This is a genomic window from Shewanella sp. FDAARGOS_354 (assembly GCF_002209245.2).
GTDB classification, from domain to species: Bacteria; Pseudomonadota; Gammaproteobacteria; order Enterobacterales; family Shewanellaceae; genus Shewanella; species Shewanella xiamenensis.
Genome location: NZ_CP022089.2, coordinates 3,815,700 through 3,834,266, shown reverse-complemented (window position 1 = coordinate 3,834,266; position 18,567 = coordinate 3,815,700). Strand labels below are relative to the sequence as shown.

Here is an 18,567-nt window from a genome sequence, read left to right as displayed (position 1 = left end):
ACAAAGGAGCCTGTGGCTCCTTTGTTTTTAGTCAAACCGTACCCAACTAACGATGTTCTACTTTATGTTGTAATGCTTCAGCGCCCTTGGCGACCATGCGCAGCTGCATTACTAATTGATCGGCAAGCACTTTACGATCGGCGCGCTTCATATCCAGTGCCGACGCTCCGGCGTTAAACACTAAGGTCACTAGCGCTTCTGCCTGCGCTCTGGCTAGCATAGGTGTACGGCCCGCCGTCGCTTCGGTGTAATGGGCCAATTCAGAAATAAAATGTTCAATCTCGCGAGCCACCGCAGCGCGGAATGCCGCCGAGGTACCTGAACGCTCATGCAGTAAAATTCTGAAAACGTTTGGATTAGAATCAAGAACTTCCATAAAGGTATCCACTGATATACGGATCACGCTACCACCCGCTTCAGCACGTTGACGCCCCTTGCGCATCATTTGCCTTAGGGTAAGCCCGCCCTCGTCGACCATAGTCAACCCGAGTTCATTCATATCCTTAAAATGACGATAAAAGGATGTGGGCGCAATGTTGGCTTCCCTCGCCACTTCTCGCAAACTTAAGCTAGAGAAGCTCCGCTCAGCACTGAGCTGGTTAAACGCCGCATCGACTAGAGCCCGCCGAGTTTTCTCTTTTTGCTGTGCACGAATACCCATTCTTGAATCCGCTAACTGAATGTAATGACGCGATAATACCGCTTTTGCGATTGAAACACAGCCCTATCCACCTTGACCAAACAAGATTGCTGGGCTAAATTAGCTTACAGTTGTACGCTCAAATGCGGATATTGGAAACTATAATGAATAAACCCCCTATCATCTGGCTTAATGTCACCCTATTTAGCCTAACCTTTCTCAGTGCGGTAATCCTCGTTCCTTGGTATGGCCTAGCCCACGGTTACGGTGCCAGCGAATGGATTGCTTTTGTGGTGTTAGCCTTTGCCAGTGGCCTGTCGATCACTGCGGGTTACCATAGACTCTGGTCACATAAAGCCTATAAGGCACATCCTGTAATACGTTTCATCTACGCACTTGGTGGTGCATTAGCATTACAAAACAGCGCGTTACATTGGGCATCCGATCATCGAGTGCATCATAAGCATGTCGATGACAATGACAAAGATCCTTACTCCGCCAACATGGGTTTCTGGTACAGCCATATCGGTTGGATGCTGCGCGAATACCAAGCCCAGCGTTACCATGACTACCAAAACGTGCGTGATTTACAGAACGACCGTATCGTGATGTGGCAACACAAGCACTATCTTGCACTTGTGCTACTTATGAATATTGGTCTGCCTGCTTTATTAGGCTGGTTCACTGGCAATATCGCGGGTATGTTACTGATGGCGGGACTTCTGCGCTTAGTGGTCGTGCATCACTGCACCTTCTTCATTAACTCCCTCGCCCACGTTTGGGGTAGCCAACCTTATACCGATAAAAATACGGCTCGCGATAATGGTTTTCTGGCTGTACTGACCTACGGTGAGGGTTACCATAATTTCCACCATATCTTCGAAAACGATTATCGTAACGGGATTAAATGGTGGCATTACGATCCGACTAAGTGGTTGATTAAGGCGTTATCTTGGGTGGGTTTAGCCAAAGACTTACGCACGAGTCCGCAGGAGCGAATCGAGAGTGCCCGCTTACAAATGCAACTGCTGCATGCTAAAAGCAAAGTGCTCAATTTGCCAAATGCCGATGAAATTATTGAAAAAATTCAACAAGAGTATGAGTTGATGAAACAACACTTACTCGAATATTATCAAGCCCAAAAGGCACTGTTAGAGGCCAAACGTAAGCAACTGGTCGATCAGCAATTATTGCAGCAAGTCGAAGAGCTAAAAACCCGACTCCTGAATCAGCAAAAAAGCTGGAAGAGCCTGACTGCAACTTATAGCTAGGCCACAATTATCGGTAAAAATCATACGGCCGCCTTGCATGGTGGCCGTATCCTATTATGATGATGCCTCATTCACTTTTTACAGGATGTTAGGCTCATGTCGAATTGTGCAGTATCTCCAACCGATAGCATTAAACTCACCGAATATAGTCATGGTGCCGGTTGCGGCTGTAAAATTTCCCCTAAAGTACTGACCACCATTCTTGCCTCGCAGCTGCCTGTATTTACCGATCCTAATCTGCTGGTCGGCAATCAGAGTCGCGATGATGCGGCCGTGTATAAGCTCAATGATGAGATTGGCATTATCAGTACCACTGATTTTTTTATGCCCATTGTTGATGACCCCTTTACCTTTGGCCGCATTGCTGCCACCAATGCGATTAGTGATATTTACGCCATGGGCGGCACGCCGATGATGGCGATTGCTATTTTAGGCTGGCCAATCAACAAATTGCCTGCCGAAATCGCGCAACAAGTGGTTGATGGCGGTCGTCAAGCCTGTATGGAAGCAGGCATTATGCTGGCTGGCGGTCATAGCATCGATGCACCTGAACCTATCTTTGGCCTTGCGGTCACAGGGCAAATCGCCCTTACGGATTTAAAACAAAACGACACAGCTAAAACTGGCGATCGTTTGTATCTCACAAAACCGATTGGCATTGGCATTCTTACCACGGCACAAAAGCAGAAGAAGCTAAAAGACGAAGATAGCCACATTGCGGTGAATGCCATGTGCCAGCTCAATAGCGTAGGCGCTAAGATCGCTAAGATCAAAGGCGTAAACGCCCTGACAGATGTCACTGGCTTTGGCCTTGCAGGCCATCTGCTCGAAATGTGCCAAGGCGCTAAACTCACCGCCAAATTAACACTCGATGCAGTGCCGCTCTTACCTCGCGCCCTCGACTATCTTGCGCAGGGTTGTGTTCCCGGCGGAACCCACCGTAACTACGACAGTTATGGCGAGCACTTACCCACTCTAACCGATTATCAGAAAGCCATTTTGTGTGACCCACAAACCAGTGGCGGCTTGTTAGTGGCGGTATCGAATGAGGCCGAAGCAGAACTGGTGGCACTGCTTAATGCCCATCAAATTGAGCCTATCTGCATTGGTTCGTTAGAAACGCCCACCTCCACCGCCAATGTGGTGCTGTGTTAATGACAACAACGATTATCCAGGCTCAGCAATACCACGATATCTTTGTCGCTGGGCAGCCATTAATCGACTTAAGAGCGCCAATCGAGTTTGACCGCGGCGCGTTTCCTTCTTCGGTAAATCTGCCGTTAATGGTTGATAAAGAAAGGGAAAAGGTCGGCACTTGCTACAAAGAGCAAGGACAGCAAGCCGCGATTACCTTAGGCCATTCACTCGTACATGGCGCAGTAAAACAACAAAGAATTGATGCTTGGTTAAACTTTTTATCGGCCCACCCCGAAGCTTACCTTTACTGCTTTCGCGGCGGGCTACGCTCACAGCTAACTCAGCAATGGCTTAAAGAAGCGGGCGTAGTCGTACCTTATGTACAGGGTGGCTACAAAGGCATGCGCCAATATTTAATTGGTGTGATTGATGCCGTCCCTAGCGAACAACGCTTGTTAAGCCTAAGTGGTATGACGGGCTGCGGTAAAACGGATTTTTTAAGACAGCGCAAAGAGGCAGTGGATCTTGAGGGTATAGCCAATCATAGAGGATCGAGTTTTGGTAAAAACATCGACCCACAACCAACGCAAATAAACTTTGAAAATCAGCTCGCGATTGCACTACTCCGCCACCAACAGGGTAATCATTCCTGCTTACTACTTGAGGATGAAAGCTTTCTGATTGGCCGCTCAGCGCTGCCGCAAAGCTTTTATAGCGCCATGCAGGCAGCCGATATTGTGGTACTCGAAGAAGAAGATGACATCAGGCTCACTCGCTTACTCGATGAATATGTTCATAAAATGCACCGAGGATTTATCGAGCGTCTCGGCTTAGAGGCAGGTTTCGAAGCCTTTAGCCACTACCTATTACAGAGTCTTGGCAGCATTCGCAAACGTCTTGGCGGTAAGCAATATCAAGAGTTACAAGACATGATGCAAAATGCGCTATCGCAACAACTTAATCAAAACCAAACTTCACAACATTTGGCCTGGATAAGTATGCTACTGCACAAATATTACGACCCCATGTACGAATACCAGTTGCAAAAGAAAGCCGGCAATATTCTGTTTAGGGGAGGTCACCAAGCCATGCATGAGTGGCTGGATAACTATCAGCGGGATAACTATCATCGGAATAACAATCCGTTGGATAGCCACCACTCAAACCGCTAAAAACAAGAAAACCGTGTGCGAACTGCCCACGGTTTTCTTTATCCATCTCGTTAACTTAATGCTTATTGAGTAGATTTGCGACACTATCCCTGAGCGAGTGCCGATCAGCATTTTGCCCATCCACCACATCCGTTAAACTCACCAATACCTTGGACCAGAAGCGTTTAGGCATTGTAGTCAATGCATGGCCATCTTTATGACTAAAGTAAGAGCCCCACAGACCATTGAGCGCCATAGGGATTACGGGCACGGGATCGCGGGCCAAGATTTTATCGATACCAGGGCGAAACTCACCGAGTTCACCATCCGGCGTTAAACGACCTTCAGGGAAGATACACACCAACTCGCCATTCGCTAACGCTTCATGAATTGATTCAAAGGCTTGATTGTAAGTCGTCTCACTCTGGCGCGGCGAACAAATCGGAATCACTCCTGCATGGCGGAACAGGTATTTCAGCACCGGAATTTCACTGATCGATTTATCCATCACAAAGCGAATCGGCCGGGTCGACGCCCCCATAATGATCAACGCATCCACATAGCTCACATGGTTACAGACTATGATACCCGCGCCTTCTTTGGGGATCTTTTCCCGCCCAGTCACAGTCACTCGATACATCACATGGCTGAGTAAGTAACTGATAAATCGTTGGGTAAACTCAGGCACTTGTGAATACACATAGAGAGCAACAACGAAATTCATCACGGCTAGCAGTAAGAACAACTGTGGAATACTCCAGCCAGCCACACCGAGTAACAGCATAGACAACAACGCTGACGCCACCATAAAGAGCGAGTTCATAATGTTATTCGCGGCAATCGCTTGCGCACATTCTCCCTTCGCAGAACGCGCTTGAATAAAGGCGTACAGAGGCACGATAAACAGACCACCGCTGACCCCAATCATAAAGAAGTCCAACATCACTCGATAATGCTTCTGCTCAGCAATAAAGCTTTGTAAGCCATAAACAAAACTAGCATCCGCAGGTGCAGGCGGAATCGCCCACAGCAAGTCCACACCAAACACGGTTAACCCGAGCACCCCAAAGGGCAACAAGCCTAACTCCACATGGCCAAAGGAAAAACGCTCACAGACAAAGGAGCCCACCGCAATCCCAATAGAGAACATTCCCAGTAGCAGCGACACCACTGTCGCACCAGAGTGCAAATGCAGCTTGGCAAAGTTAGGGAATTGGGTCAGATATGTCGCCCCCAAAAACCAGAACCAGCTAATGGCGAGGATGGCCATCCAAATCGAAGGCGTTTGGCGTGCCTTCTTAATGGTGCGCCAAGTGCCTGATAATGGCCGAAATTGGATTTTCTGTACCGTGCCCTGCGGCGGTAAAGCAGGGATCGCACGGCTAGACAAATACCCCGCCAAGGCAAGGGCTGCGACCGTGATGGCCGACCACAAGGTGGCGTTGTTTTCAGACACTAAGATCCCGGCACTCAAGGTACCGATCAAGATAGACAAAAACGTCCCCATCTCAACCCAGGCATTGCCCGTCACTAACTCATCCTCTTTTAAGGCTTGAGGCAAGAGGGAATATTTGACCGGTCCAAAATAGGCTGACTGGCTACCGGTTAAAAACAGCAGTAATAACATCATCATATAATTCTCACTCACAATGGCGAGTGCGGCGCTGAACATAATGATGACTTCGAGCAATTTTAATCGACGGATAAGTTTGGCTTTATCCATATTGTCGGCCACGACGCCAGCATGGGCAGAGAACAGGAAAAACGGCAGGATAAAGACCCCCGCAGCCAAATTAACAAACATGTCGACGCTAATGGGTAAATCATTGACTTGGCTGAAGGTGACGAGCAACAGCAACACATTTTTATAGATATTGTCGTTAAGTGCGCCCAGACATTGGGTTGCGAAATACGGTAAAAAACGTTTTGTTAGCAGCATGATGCTTCCCTCTGATAACCCATTCCCTGTAAATACCCTGTCACATGACTCTCTAGTAAAGCGGGTAAAGATGCCGTATCGGCAAACAATTTATTATCCAGTGATAAGGCGGTGAGTCCGTGGATGCCGCCCCAAAGCACTCGGCTCATTTGAAGTTGCTGCTCAGCAGTCTTATTGGGGAACAATAGGGCTAACTCACGCTCAATTAAACTGAATAAACCCGCAATAAGTTGGCCTTGGGATTCGGGCAAAGGTTCGGAGTCGAGTAGCTGCAGTTCAAATACCAACTTAAAACATTGGCGCTGCGCATGGGCAAACTCAGCGTATTTTTGCGCCATACTGATGATCTGATTGCGACTATTATCTGCATTTACCTCGGAGAGCTCATGCATCAGCGCCTGCAGCGTTGCCTCAGAAACGGCTAACAAAAGGTAGTTATAGCTACCAAAGATATTGATTAAGGTACTCGGCACATAGCCAATCTGGCTTGCAATCTTGCGTAAACTCAGTTCTTGTGTCCCTTGCTGTTGCAGCAGTGCCATTGCTGCTTCTATTGCCATAGCACGAATCTCATCATGACTATGTTCTTTGCGTCTCGCCATAGGTCTCACTCCCTGTTGAATGGTGTGAGATTAACAGCCTAAAAAATAAAAAACAACGTTCAAAATAAGTTTATTTTGCGTACAGCATGAAGTAAAAGGCATAAAAATGAGGGAAGAAAGTCTAACTCTGGGCAATCGCTCGATGCGAACCTTGGAGGGAATTTAACTTTTAACGCATAAAAAATGACGCCCTCAATTGAGGGCACCATTTCGAGATTGAACTTTTACCTAGCGGCAGTGATAACTCATCACGACTCTGTCGGCCCCAGCGCCAAAATAGTCCGCTTCGAAGGCAGTATCGACAAACCCTAAACGCTGATATAAACCATGGGCAGGATTATGGGGATCGACAGTTAAATCCACCCGCTTAACCAGAGGTGGTATTTGGCTTAAACATTGTTGTATTAATTGTTTACCAATGCCTCGTCCGCGGGCTTGCTCACTCACCGCCACGGACAGGATCCACATACAGGTAGGGTCGCCACTTTGAGCGCAGAGCACATAACCTAACAGCTTACCGCCATCATCTATGGCAACAAGAAAATACTCAGGCCAACAATCAAACCCTTGGCGGAAGAAAAAATCGGGATAACAATGATCGCCAAAGATAACCTGTTCAAGTTGAAAAACGTCGGCTAACTCTGACTTTAATACTGGACGAATCGACTGCATGTAAACCTATTCACCAATTAAAATTTTATCCCACTCTAAATTTGGCGCACCAACAACAATAAAGTTAGGATTCTCAAGCGTCTCACGCTCGTTATAAGTCAAAGGTTGCAGCTCGGTATCCATGAGCTGACCACCCGCTTCCTCAATAATGATCTGCGCGGCGCCGGTATCCCATTCACCTGTCGGCCCTACTCGCACATAACAATCGGCGCGTCCTTCGGCGACCAGACAACTCTTCAAGGCCGCACCGCCCATGACCACAAGCTCACAATGCTTAGGATGATTGAAGAGGGTCAACACGGATTGAGGATCCTGACGACGACTCACCGCTAACCTAAGGGAAACTTGCTCACGGTGCTGAATTTGCCGACTACTGATGCGCACTTCCTGCTTATCGGTGCGTTTATAGGCACCTAATCCCGCGATGGCGTAGTAACACACCTGCGTCATCGGCACATAGACCACACCCATTACTGGACGATTGTGCTCCACCAACGCAATGATCACCGAAAAATCACCACTACCGGCAATAAACTCTCCCGTGCCATCGAGAGGGTCGACTAACCAATAACGTTTCCAGCCTTCACGCTCACTCAGGGGAATATCGGCAGCCTCTTCAGACAGGATAGGAATATCGGGCGTCAATGCGGCCAAACGTTCACATATCAGCTTATTCGCCGCTAAGTCCGCCGAGGTGACAGGGGTATTATCAGACTTAGTCTCTCGCTCAAAATTACCCTTGAGGTAAATCTCACGAATAGTGCGACCCGCATCCGTTGCTATCGCAATCACCTCGTCGATTAACTCTTCTGGCTTCATAACTACTCCAATCGCTAACATCGCGAATGATCCACAAGCACTCAATTGCTGAATGCTATAACAAAAAAGATTATTTAAGTTGTAGATGTTTCTGCGCTAAAAACAATGCGCTTACACTACGGGATTCTGAAAAATCGCTATTTTCGAGTAACGCTTCCCACTCGGCCAACGCCCAAGGCACCACATCTATGGGTTCAGGCTCATCGCCTTCGAGGCGGCTTTCATATAAATCTTCTGCTATGAAAATTTGCATCTTGCTAGAGAAATAACCCGGCGCAAGGCTAAGTTCTTTCAACAGGGTCAGCTTACGGGCCCCAAAACCGATTTCTTCCTGCAATTCTCGATTGGCCGCTTCGATAGCTTGCTCACCAGGGTCTATTAATCCCTTAGGAAAACCTAGCTCGTAATTGTCAGTACCAGCGGCATATTCACGGGCTAACAGCATGTTACCTTGATGAATGGGTACAACCATCACAGCGCCACGGCTTCCGCCCTTCATCCGCTCATACTGGCGCTCGACACCGTTAGAGAATTTAAGATGGACTTGTTCAATTTGAAACAAACGGCTCTTAGCGACAACTTCAGTATGCAAGATTTCCGGCTTGTGGTGCCGCTGTGACATAACTGCCCCTGGATAAAAATAGCAACAAACTAACTAGGATAAGTGACAATCTTACTATCCTGTCTTTAATCTACAACCTGAATTTAGTGCGGCTATTCCAAAGAACACGACCCAAGTAATGGGATTTAAGTCACGCACTAAGCAATAACAAAGGAGAAGCGGCTAAAACTATCCCGCTTTTTATCGCGAAAATTCACCCACAAAAAAGGGGCTAAGCCCCTTTTGATGTCAATATCATCTAAAACTGATAACGCAGATTGAGTTGATAACTCAATAGGTCATTCGGCTCGATAGCTAGGTATTGATAACCTAAACCCACAGACCAAGCATCACTAAATTGGTAACTAAAACGCACTCCCGCATACCAATCTGTGCCATCTAAATCAGTCGTTATCGTGGTATTGCCCATGGTACTACTAATATCCGCTTGCCAATGGAACAAGCCAACGGGTACTTCAAAGCGCCAACCCTCATGTTCAAGCAAGGTAAGCCTCAGGCCAAGCATAACCCCATCGGCAAGCACTGGGGTGACGGTTTTCACCAACTCATGGTATTGTTCCGGCGTTAACGTCGCGCCCTTAATCCTCGCTGTTCCTTCACCAAAATCGGCATAGCCCAGTTCCAACGCTACAATCGGTGTCCATTGATAACCTAGGCTCACCCCAAATGCGGTATCCGAGTCATCGACGTTGAGGAGTTGTCCCTCTCCGACTTGGGCGTTTAACTCAGGCAGGGTTTTATCGGCCTGCGCTTGGCCGATAAAACCCTCAACATACCAGTCTGTTGCCTGTGCCTGTTGCATCACACTGAGCAATAACAGGCAGCCTAAGGCCAATCGCTGTAATTCTCGGCGACGCAATATCGCGCATGCCAAGATAAATGCCAACGCCCATAAGGTCATACTGCCTCCTCCTGACTTATTATCGATAATCACCTCTTGATAGGCTTTCACTGTGATAAGCACTTGCCCCGTCGCTTCACCACCTTGGCCATCGCTAATCCTATAGGTCACGGTATCCACACCATCGAATCCTGTTTTAGGGATATAGCGCAGTTTATTGGCTTCGATAGCCACAGTGCCCTGTTGAGCCGTCGCACTTAACAAGGTTAACGTATTACCATCCACATCGGTGTCATTACTCAGCACATCGATAAGCAAGCTGGTGCGGTCATCGGTAGCGGCGCTGTCATCGACAGTCACAGGTGCCGTGTTGCCATTTACCACGATCGTCAGCTCACTACTTGCCGTACCGCCTTTGCCATCGGTAATGCTATACACCAACACATCGGTGCCGATAAAGTCTGCCGCCGACGTGTAGCTGAGCTGCTGATTGGCCAGCACGGTGACTGTGCCAAACTCACTAATCACTTGCGTGACGCTCAAACTATCGCCATCGCTATCCGTATCGTTGGCAAGCACATTGACATCGATACTTTGGTTCCAAGCAATCGCAGCAGAGTCGGGATTGGCGACAGGCAAGTGGTTACCATTGAGCATCACCGCCACGCCACTTGGGTCGACGATAGTACGGTTAGCCACACCATCATCATCGTTAGGACCGCCGTCTTCGATAGTCAACTGCACACACCAATGGCCTTCGGTTAATCCCGGTGTCCAACGGCTATCCCCCGGTGGCGGGCAGAAACCACGTTCCCCCTCAGTACTGGCAACAGTGTTGTTTGCATCAATCACAAAGTCTCGCCAGCCCGCTTGCGCATTAAACTTGCGGTAGACGGCATTCGCTGGAGCGGGCGAACGTTGTGGCAATACCAAGCTATAGCTTTGGCCCTGTTGTGGCAGACCCGTCGCGATAAAGTCGAAAATACCGCCCACATTGGCAGCTAAAGCATCTTCAGCCACGGCTTCAGGCTGTAGTTGCACACCGCTCTGTCCACGGCTTAGGGCAATATTTCCCAAACGTAAACAGACGCCCGCTTGCCCTTCGGCCAAGAAGTACACTGGCTGCAATTCCCCTTCAGGCATCACATTACAGTCATTGTTCGCATCCAAATAATCTGGGATGCCATCACTATCGCTATCGCTATAGCCTTCTTGAACATCAGGGATTAAATCGCCATCCGCATCGGCACTCGTCAATGCAGCTAAACTTGGACGCACTACGATGTACACTGTTTCGGTACTCGACAGCATAGGCGAACCATCATCGGTCGCTGTTAAGCTCACGGGATAAATCCCCGGCGTTACCGCGGCTGGAGAGAACATCATCCCCGTCGCATCCGCTTGCAAGCTTAACGCGCCGCTTGCCCACGTCAACGTCAATGTATCTTGCTCATTGGCATCGGAGGCGGTGGCACGAATATGCACGTCGCCGCCATTTTGCGCGACTATCACCTGCTGTTGGCCAGCTTGAGTCACCGCCAAACTAACCTGTGGTGCAATATTGGCTTCGGTAATCACCACTTGGGTCTGCTGCTTACTACCAAGATTCAGGCTTGGGTCAAGGCTGATTAGCACCTCTTCATTCCCTTCACTCACACCATCGTTCAAGGTAGTAAAGTGGATTTCTGCCATTTGTCCTGAGGCGATCTCCACTACGCCATCAACCAAATCATGGTCGCTGCTGTCTGCCGTTCCTGACACTGTGTAAGGAATGCTCAGCGGATAACTCGGCGCCTCACCATTGAGGTGAACACTCACGGTCACTTGATTCCCTTCAGCAACAACTTGATCTTTGCTCAGCGAAATCAATGGATTGACTTTGACCTTCTGCGCTTTAATCGCCTTATTGCCCTCGCTGTCTACAGCCTGCCAATAGGCTAAGTAGTTGCCAGGAGCGAAGAACAAGCTCTTATTCACCAGCGACACGGGTAATGGATGTCCATTACGGTCAACCGCCTTGGCAAAACCGAGTTTCACCCGCGTAAACAGGCCAGTCGCATTCACTTCCACATCATCAGGGAGGGTGATCACGGGTTGACTCGCTGAGTCAGCGCCTTCAATCAGCACATTCACTTTAGCGGTTGCTCGGCCTTTGTTGCCATCGCTAATGGTATAACGCAGTGCAACAGGCCCCACATAAGCCTTGGGCGCGGTAAAGCTGAGTCCATCAGCAGTGATTTGTACACTGCCAATATCCGCAGCAGCACCATCAATGCTTAAGGTGTTGCCATCGACATCCACATCGTTTGCCAGCACCGCCAGCGAATAGGTGTCATTTGCAGTACTGGTTAAGGTATAGCTGTCATCGATAGCTTGAGGATCGTCGTTCACTGGCGTAACCGTAACAGTGACTGTGGCAGGCTCTGAGCTCAGCTCTGCATCTTTAGCGATAAAGCCAATAGAGTCAGTACCATTAAAATCCTTCTCAGGCGTGTAGAGCCAGACACTACCGTGCTGCTCTAAGGTACCAGAGGCAGGTTGGGCGCTGATCTCATAGGTCAGAGGATCATTATCGGCATCCTCACCCGCAAGCGTGATCATCACCGAACTGTCTTCCTCAAGAGTTACAGACTGATTGGAAGCGACAGGCGCATCGTTGACGTTTGCCACCACAATCGTAAAGCTCTGGTCAATCGTCAGACCATCCACATCCGTAGCACGTAGCACCACCGCATGACTGCCGACATTAGCATTAGTTGGGGTACCGCTTAACACGCCCGTGGCCGCATTAAAGCTCAGCCAACTTGGCAGTGTCATGGCGCTTAAGGTGACACTGTCGCCCACATCGCTGTCGGTCGCCACCACGGTATAGCTATAGGCCGCATCTTGGGTGGCGCTGGTTAACGCCGTTGAACTGATGGTTGGTGCATCGTTGACGTTTGCCACCACAATGCTGAAGCTTTGCTCTGCGGTTAAGCCATCTACATCGGTGGCGCGAAGCACCACGGCATGACTGCCAACGTTAGCATTAGTTGGGGTACCGCTTAACACGCCAGTCGCGGCATTAAAGCTCAACCAACTTGGCAGAGTGACTGCGCTTAAGGTGAGGCTATCGCCGACATCGCTGTCGGTCGCCACCAAGGTATAGCTATAGGCCGCATCTTGGGTGGCGCTAGTCTGTGCACTAGAGGTGATGGTCGGCGCATCGTTAACGTTCGCTACCACAATGCTGAAGCTCTGCTCTGCGGTTAAGCCATCGACATCGGTGGCGCGTAGCACCACGGCATGACTGCCAACATTGGCGTTAGTTGGGGTACCGCTTAACACGCCCGTCGCGGCATTAAAGCTCAGCCAGCTTGGCAGTGTAACCGCGCTTAAGGTGACACTGTCGCCCACATCGCTATCGGTCGCCACCAAGGTGTAGCTATAGGCTGCATCTTGGGTAGCACTGGTTAACGCCGTTGAACTGATGGTCGGTGCGTCGTTGACGTTTGCCACTGCAATGCTGAAGCTCTGCTCTGCGGTTAAACCATCCACATCGGTGGCGCGAAGCACCACCGCATGACTGCCGACATTAGCGTTAGCTGGGGTACCACTCAGCACGCCCGTGGCTGCATTAAAGCTCAGCCAGCTTGGCAGTGTCACGGCGCTTAAGGTGACACTGTCGCCCACATCGCTGTCGGTCGCCACCAAGGTGTAGCTATAGGCTGCATCTTGGGTGGCACTGGTTAACGCCGTCGAACTGATAGTCGGTGCATCATTAACGTTTGCCACCACAATCGTAAAGCTTTGCTCTGCCGTCAGACCATCCACATCGGTAGCGCGAAGCACCACGGCATGACTGCCCACGTTAGCATTAGTTGGGGTACCACTTAACACGCCCGTGGCGGCATTAAAGCTCAACCAACTTGGCAGAGTGACTGCGCTTAAGGTGAGGCTGTCGCCGACATCGCTATCCGTCGCCACCAAGGTATAGCTATAGGCTGCATCTTGGGTAGCACTGGTTAACGCCGTTGAACTGATAGTCGGTGCATCATTAACGTTTGCCACCACAATCGTAAAGCTCTGGTCTGCGGTTAAACCATCCACATCGGTGGCGCGAAGCACCACCGCATGGCTGCCGACATTGGCATTAGTTGGGGTACCACTCAGTACGCCTGTCGCCGGATTGAAGTTCAGCCAGCTTGGTAAGGTCTCTGCGCTTAAGGTGACACTGTCGCCGACATCGCTGTCGGTCGCCACCAAGGTGTAGCTATAGGCCGCATCTTGGGTGGCACTGGTTAACGCCGTTGAACTGATGGTCGGTGCATCGTTGACGTTTGCCACCACAATCGTAAAGCTCTGGTCAATCGTCAGACCATCCACATCCGTAGCACGTAGCACCACCGCATGGCTGCCCACGTTAGCATTAGTTGGGGTACCACTTAACACGCCACTGGCTGCATTAAAGCTCAGCCAACTTGGCAGTGTCACGGCACTTAAGGTGACACTGTCGCCCACGTCGCTGTCGGTCGCCACCAAGGTGTAGCTATAGGCCGCATCTTGGGTAGCACTGGTTAACGCCATTGAACTGATGGTTGGTGCATCGTTGACGTTTGCCACCACAATGCTGAAGCTCTGCTCTGCGGTTAAGCCATCGACATCCGTAGCACGTAGCACCACCGCATGGCTGCCCACGTTAGCATTAGTTGGGGTACCACTCAGCACGCCCGTGGCTGCATTAAAGCTCAGCCAACTTGGCAGTGTAACCGCGCTTAAGGTGAGACTGTCGCCCACGTCGCTGTCGGTCGCCACCACGGTGTAGCTATAGGCCGCATCTTGGGTGGCGCTGGTTAACGCCATTGAACTGATGGTCGGTGCGTCGTTGACGTTCGCCACCACAATCGTAAAGCTCTGGTCAATCGTCAGGCCATCCACATCGGTAGCGCGAAGCACCACGGCATGACTGCCCACGTTAGCATTAGTTGGGGTACCACTGAGCACGCCCGTCGCCGGATTGAAGCTCAGCCAGCTTGGCAGTGTGACGGCGCTTAAGGTGACACTGTCGCCCACATCGCTGTCGCTTGCGACCAAGGTGTAGCTATAGGCTGCATCTTGAGTGGCACTGGTCACAGCAGTTGAACTGATGGTCGGTGCGTCGTTGACGTTTGCCACCACAATGCTGAAGCTTTGCTCTGCGGTTAAGCCATCCACATCGGTGGCGCGTAGCACCACCGCATGGCTGCCGACATTGGCATTAGTTGGGGTACCACTCAGCACGCCCGTGGCTGCATTAAAGCTCAGCCAGCTTGGCAGTGTAACCGCGCTTAAGGTGAGACTGTCGCCCACGTCGCTGTCGGTCGCCACCACGGTGTAGCTATAGGCTGCATCTTGGGTAGCACTGGTTAACGCCGTCGAGCTGATGGTCGGTGCATCGTTGACGTTTGCCACCACAATGGTAAAGCTCTGGTCAATCGTTAGACCATCCACATCGGTGGCGCGTAGCACCACCGCATGACTGCCGACATTGGCATTAGTTGGGGTACCACTCAGCACGCCCGTGGCTGCATTAAAGCTCAGCCAACTTGGCAGAGTGACTGCACTTAAGGTGACACTGTCGCCCACGTCGCTGTCGGTCGCCACCAAGGTGTAGCTATAGGCCGCATCTTGGGTAGCACTGGTTAACGCCATTGAACTGATGGTTGGTGCATCGTTGACGTTTGCCACCACAATGCTGAAGCTCTGCTCTGCGGTTAAGCCATCGACATCCGTAGCACGTAGCACCACCGCATGGCTGCCCACGTTAGCATTAGTTGGGGTACCACTCAGCACGCCCGTGGCTGCATTAAAGCTCAGCCAGCTTGGCAGTGTCACGGTACTTAAGGTGACACTGTCGCCCACATCGCTATCCGTCGCTACCAAGGTGTAGCTATAGGCCGCATCTTGGGTGGCGCTGGTTAACGCCATTGAACTGATGGTCGGTGCGTCGTTGACGTTCGCCACCACAATCGTAAAGCTCTGGTCAATCGTCAGGCCATCCACATCGGTAGCGCGAAGCACCACGGCATGACTGCCCACGTTAGCATTAGTTGGGGTACCACTGAGCACGCCCGTCGCCGGATTGAAGCTCAGCCAGCTTGGCAGTGTGACGGCGCTTAAGGTGACACTGTCGCCCACATCGCTGTCGCTTGCGACCAAGGTGTAGCTATAGGCTGCATCTTGAGTGGCACTGGTTAACGCCGTCGAACTGATAACGGGAGCACCATTAGGCTTCACTGCGTTACTCGCCGTGGAAGCGCTACCGGTTCCGGCTGAGTTTATAGCTGCAACCGTAAATGAATAGGAAGTCCCATTGGTTAATCCCATTATCGTGATGGGTGAAGAAGTGCCCGATGCCGTAATACCGCCTGGAGTCGATACTAAGGAATAGCCCGTAATGGCATCACCACCAGTGAATGCCGGAGCACTAAAACTCACCGTTGCTTGAGCATTCCCCGCAGTGGCAGTGCCGATTGTTGGCGCGCCGGGTACAACGGCATTGACACTGAATGAACGACTAACTTGGGTCGCCGCCAAATAACTCGCATTGCCCACCTGGTCTGCGTTGATGGTACAAGTGCCTACAGTGACAAAGCTCAATAAGCCCCCACTGGTGATGGTACAGACACTCGGAGTGGATGAGGTAAAGGTTGGCGCCAAACCTGAATCAGACGTTGCAGTCAAAGTCGGTGAAGTACCAAAGTTTTGCGATCCCGGATTGAGGAAGGTAAGCGTTTGGATCGCTTTGGGCGTAATTGGGTTAGATGCGCTGGAGGCAGGGCTGAAACCCACGGCATTCTCAGCTTCCACCGTAAAGGTATAGGTCACACCATTAGTTAGACCACTCACCACAATCGGTGAGCCTGCTCCACTGACAGGTAAAACGTCATTTGGCGTCACCGATACAACATAGCCGAGGATATTCGAACCCCCGTTATTGGCAGGAGGTGCAAACGCCACGCTCGCCTGGGTATCGCCTGCCGTCGCAACAATAGTGGTGGGCGCGCCGGGAACAATCGCACTTACCGCAAACGAGCGGCTGACTTGGGGAGCGGCCAAGTAGGATGAATCGCCCGCTTGATTCGCATTAATAGTACAGGTGCCAGCGGTCACGAATGTTAGCGTAGTGCCGCTCACCGTACAGACACCAGGGGTGGACGAGGTGAAAGTGACAACATAACCACCGCCTGCAGACGAACTGGCTGTCAGCGTTGGTGTAGTCCCAAAGGTCTGTGCTCCAGGGTTGTTAAAGGTGATGGTTTGTGGTGATGCCGGGGTAATGGAATTCGATGCTGCCGAAGCCGCCCCCGTGCCCGCCGAGTTAGTCGCTGTCACCGTGAAGGTGTAGGAAACACCATTGGTCAAGCCGGTCACTGTAACCGGCGAACCGGAGCCAGTACCAGTTGCACCACCTGGGCTAGCAGTGACGGTGTAACCACCAGCAAGGATCGATGCACCACCGGTACTGGCAGGTGCAGTAAATGTTACCGTTGCCTCGGCATCGCCTGCGGTTGCCGTACCGATGGTTGGCGCATCAGGAACTACCGCATTCACCGTAAAGCTTTGGGTTACTGTAGTCGCCGCATTGGTTGCGCTATTACCAGCCTGATCGGCATCAATCGTACAGGTACCTGCGCTTACAAAGGTCAGAGCAACGCCACTCACCGTACATACACCAGTGGTAGACGACGAGAAGGTGACTGTGAGACCGGAGTCTGAAGTTGCAGACAAGTTCGGTGTGGTACCAAAGTTATAGTTGCTCGGCTGGGCAAAGGTAATTGTCTGGTCGGCTTTAGGGGTTGCCGAGTTGGATGCGGCCGAGGCAGTGCCTGTACCTATACCGTTGGTCGCCGTCACAGTAAAGGTATAGGCAGTGCCGTTGGTGAGACCGGTGATGAGAATCGGTGAACTGGCACCCGTATTTGTAAAACCTCCGGGGTTAGAGGTCACGGTATAACCAGTGATAGCAGAACCACCGTTATTGCCGGGAGCGCTGAAAGCAACTGATACCTGGCCATCACCTGCAGTTGCAGTGCCTATGGTTGGCGCATCAGGCACTGTCGGAATGGCCACAGTATGGGCGGAACCACTCGTATAGGCGGCTGGACCTACGTTGCCAGCAGCATCGCTGATATTCGTTGCGCCATTCAGGTTCAGCTTGATAGTACCGTTGCCGGTGATACCACTGACGGTCACCGTCACACTTGAGCCAGAGGTCGCGGAGACACTGGCGACAGTGCCGGTCGCGCCACCGGTAGTACCAAGCGCAAAGTCATCGGTAGAAATGTTGTTGACGGATTCGCTGAAGTTAACCGTGAAATCGACGCTGGTATCAGTCGATACTGCGCCACCAACAGGAGCAGTGCTAGTTACAGACGGTGTAACGCCATCCACAACCAGCGCTTTATTGGCGCCCAATGAGTTGGCAGCACCCGGTGTTGCCAATGTCAGCGTTGCGTTGTTGCTAGCGGCGTCACGAATGGTGCCACTGTTTAACGCCAGTGCACTGGTTGATACGTAGTCCAAATCGCTGCTATTGTCACCCGCCTGAACCGTATAGCTGAAGGTCAAGCTACTGGTTCCACTGCCACTGGTATAATTAACTGCACGATCTGTTGTGCCTGTTTCAAGGGTTAATTGCGGCGTACCAGTGACATTGACCACTTCGCTAAAGTTAACTTGGATACTGATGCTATCGCCCACTTTATAAGTGCCATTGGCTGTACTGGCTGTCACAGAAGAAACGGTGGGTGCTGTACTATCCACAAGAACACTGCTTGTGGAGCCGACAGAATTTAGCGCTGAAGAATCCCCTGATGATTTACAAATAAATCATCAAATTAGAGTGGAAGCGC

General features: G+C 50.8%; 10 protein-coding genes. 3 read left to right on the top strand and 7 right to left on the bottom strand.

The genetic code is table 11. The features are described from left to right. Nucleotides 1-46: 46 nt before the first annotated feature. Entirely contained in the window at nt 47-661 is a 615-nt protein-coding gene (fabR, locus tag CEQ32_RS17145; RefSeq protein WP_011070594.1) for an HTH-type transcriptional repressor FabR, read from the bottom strand. Nucleotides 662-804: 143 nt separating this feature from the next. Between fabR and CEQ32_RS17140 the strand changes: the two genes are divergently transcribed. From CEQ32_RS17140 to mnmH, 3 genes are all read left to right on the top strand, one after another. After that, nucleotides 805-1,911 carry an acyl-CoA desaturase gene (locus CEQ32_RS17140; RefSeq protein ID WP_037416479.1) on the top strand — a complete coding sequence of 369 codons (1,107 nt, stop codon included), beginning with the start codon at nt 805-807 and terminating at the stop codon, nt 1,909-1,911. Between the two features lie 96 nt (nt 1,912-2,007). Further along, nucleotides 2,008-3,066 carry a selenide, water dikinase SelD gene (gene selD, locus CEQ32_RS17135; protein ID WP_037416476.1) on the top strand — a complete coding sequence of 353 codons (1,059 nt, stop codon included), beginning with the start codon at nt 2,008-2,010 and terminating at the stop codon, nt 3,064-3,066. Beyond that, complete coding sequence (mnmH, locus tag CEQ32_RS17130; RefSeq protein ID WP_069453811.1) at nt 3,066-4,220, top strand: tRNA 2-selenouridine(34) synthase MnmH; 1,155 nt, start codon at nt 3,066-3,068, stop codon at nt 4,218-4,220. The genes selD and mnmH overlap by 1 nt, the downstream gene beginning before the upstream one ends. Nucleotides 4,221-4,275: 55 nt before the next feature. Here mnmH and CEQ32_RS17125 read toward each other — a convergent pair whose 3' ends face one another. The 6 genes from CEQ32_RS17125 to CEQ32_RS17100 all read right to left on the bottom strand — a co-directional run bounded on the left by CEQ32_RS17125 (nt 4,276) and on the right by CEQ32_RS17100 (nt 18,478). Continuing rightward, on the bottom strand, nt 4,276-6,138 hold the full coding sequence (locus tag CEQ32_RS17125; protein WP_069453812.1) for an MFS transporter: 1,863 nt from the start codon (nt 6,136-6,138) through the stop codon (nt 4,276-4,278). Then, a complete protein-coding gene (locus CEQ32_RS17120; RefSeq protein WP_088586504.1) occupies nt 6,129-6,740 on the bottom strand; it encodes a TetR/AcrR family transcriptional regulator in 612 nt (203 codons plus the stop codon). The genes CEQ32_RS17125 and CEQ32_RS17120 overlap by 10 nt, the downstream gene beginning before the upstream one ends. A 228-nt stretch (nt 6,741-6,968) precedes the next feature. Next, nucleotides 6,969-7,412: a GNAT family N-acetyltransferase gene (locus CEQ32_RS17115; protein WP_088586503.1), complete on the bottom strand. Its 444-nt coding sequence runs from the start codon at nt 7,410-7,412 to the stop codon at nt 6,969-6,971. Between the two features lie 6 nt (nt 7,413-7,418). Next, nucleotides 7,419-8,231, bottom strand: coding sequence for a 3'(2'),5'-bisphosphate nucleotidase CysQ (cysQ, locus tag CEQ32_RS17110; RefSeq protein WP_037430525.1), 813 nt, complete (start codon nt 8,229-8,231; stop codon nt 7,419-7,421). Between the two features lie 70 nt (nt 8,232-8,301). Beyond that, nucleotides 8,302-8,853: an ADP compounds hydrolase NudE gene (nudE, locus tag CEQ32_RS17105; RefSeq protein ID WP_037430523.1), complete on the bottom strand. Its 552-nt coding sequence runs from the start codon at nt 8,851-8,853 to the stop codon at nt 8,302-8,304. Between the two features lie 238 nt (nt 8,854-9,091). Further along, on the bottom strand, nt 9,092-18,478 hold the full coding sequence (locus CEQ32_RS17100; RefSeq protein WP_226871841.1) for a putative Ig domain-containing protein: 9,387 nt from the start codon (nt 18,476-18,478) through the stop codon (nt 9,092-9,094). Nucleotides 18,479-18,567: the final 89 nt, after the last annotated feature.

Coding starts and splice junctions, on each gene's coding strand:
- CEQ32_RS17125 (WP_069453812.1), bottom strand. CDS start 6,138: ATGCTGCTAACAAAACGTTTTTTACCGTATTTCGCAACCCAATGTCTG.
- nudE (WP_037430523.1), bottom strand. CDS start 8,853: ATGTCACAGCGGCACCACAAGCCGGAAATCTTGCATACTGAAGTTGTC.
- CEQ32_RS17120 (WP_088586504.1), bottom strand. CDS start 6,740: ATGGCGAGACGCAAAGAACATAGTCATGATGAGATTCGTGCTATGGCA.
- cysQ (WP_037430525.1), bottom strand. CDS start 8,231: ATGAAGCCAGAAGAGTTAATCGACGAGGTGATTGCGATAGCAACGGAT.
- mnmH (WP_069453811.1), top strand. CDS start 3,066: ATGACAACAACGATTATCCAGGCTCAGCAATACCACGATATCTTTGTC.
- CEQ32_RS17140 (WP_037416479.1), top strand. CDS start 805: ATGAATAAACCCCCTATCATCTGGCTTAATGTCACCCTATTTAGCCTA.
- fabR (WP_011070594.1), bottom strand. CDS start 661: ATGGGTATTCGTGCACAGCAAAAAGAGAAAACTCGGCGGGCTCTAGTC.
- selD (WP_037416476.1), top strand. CDS start 2,008: ATGTCGAATTGTGCAGTATCTCCAACCGATAGCATTAAACTCACCGAA.
- CEQ32_RS17115 (WP_088586503.1), bottom strand. CDS start 7,412: ATGCAGTCGATTCGTCCAGTATTAAAGTCAGAGTTAGCCGACGTTTTT.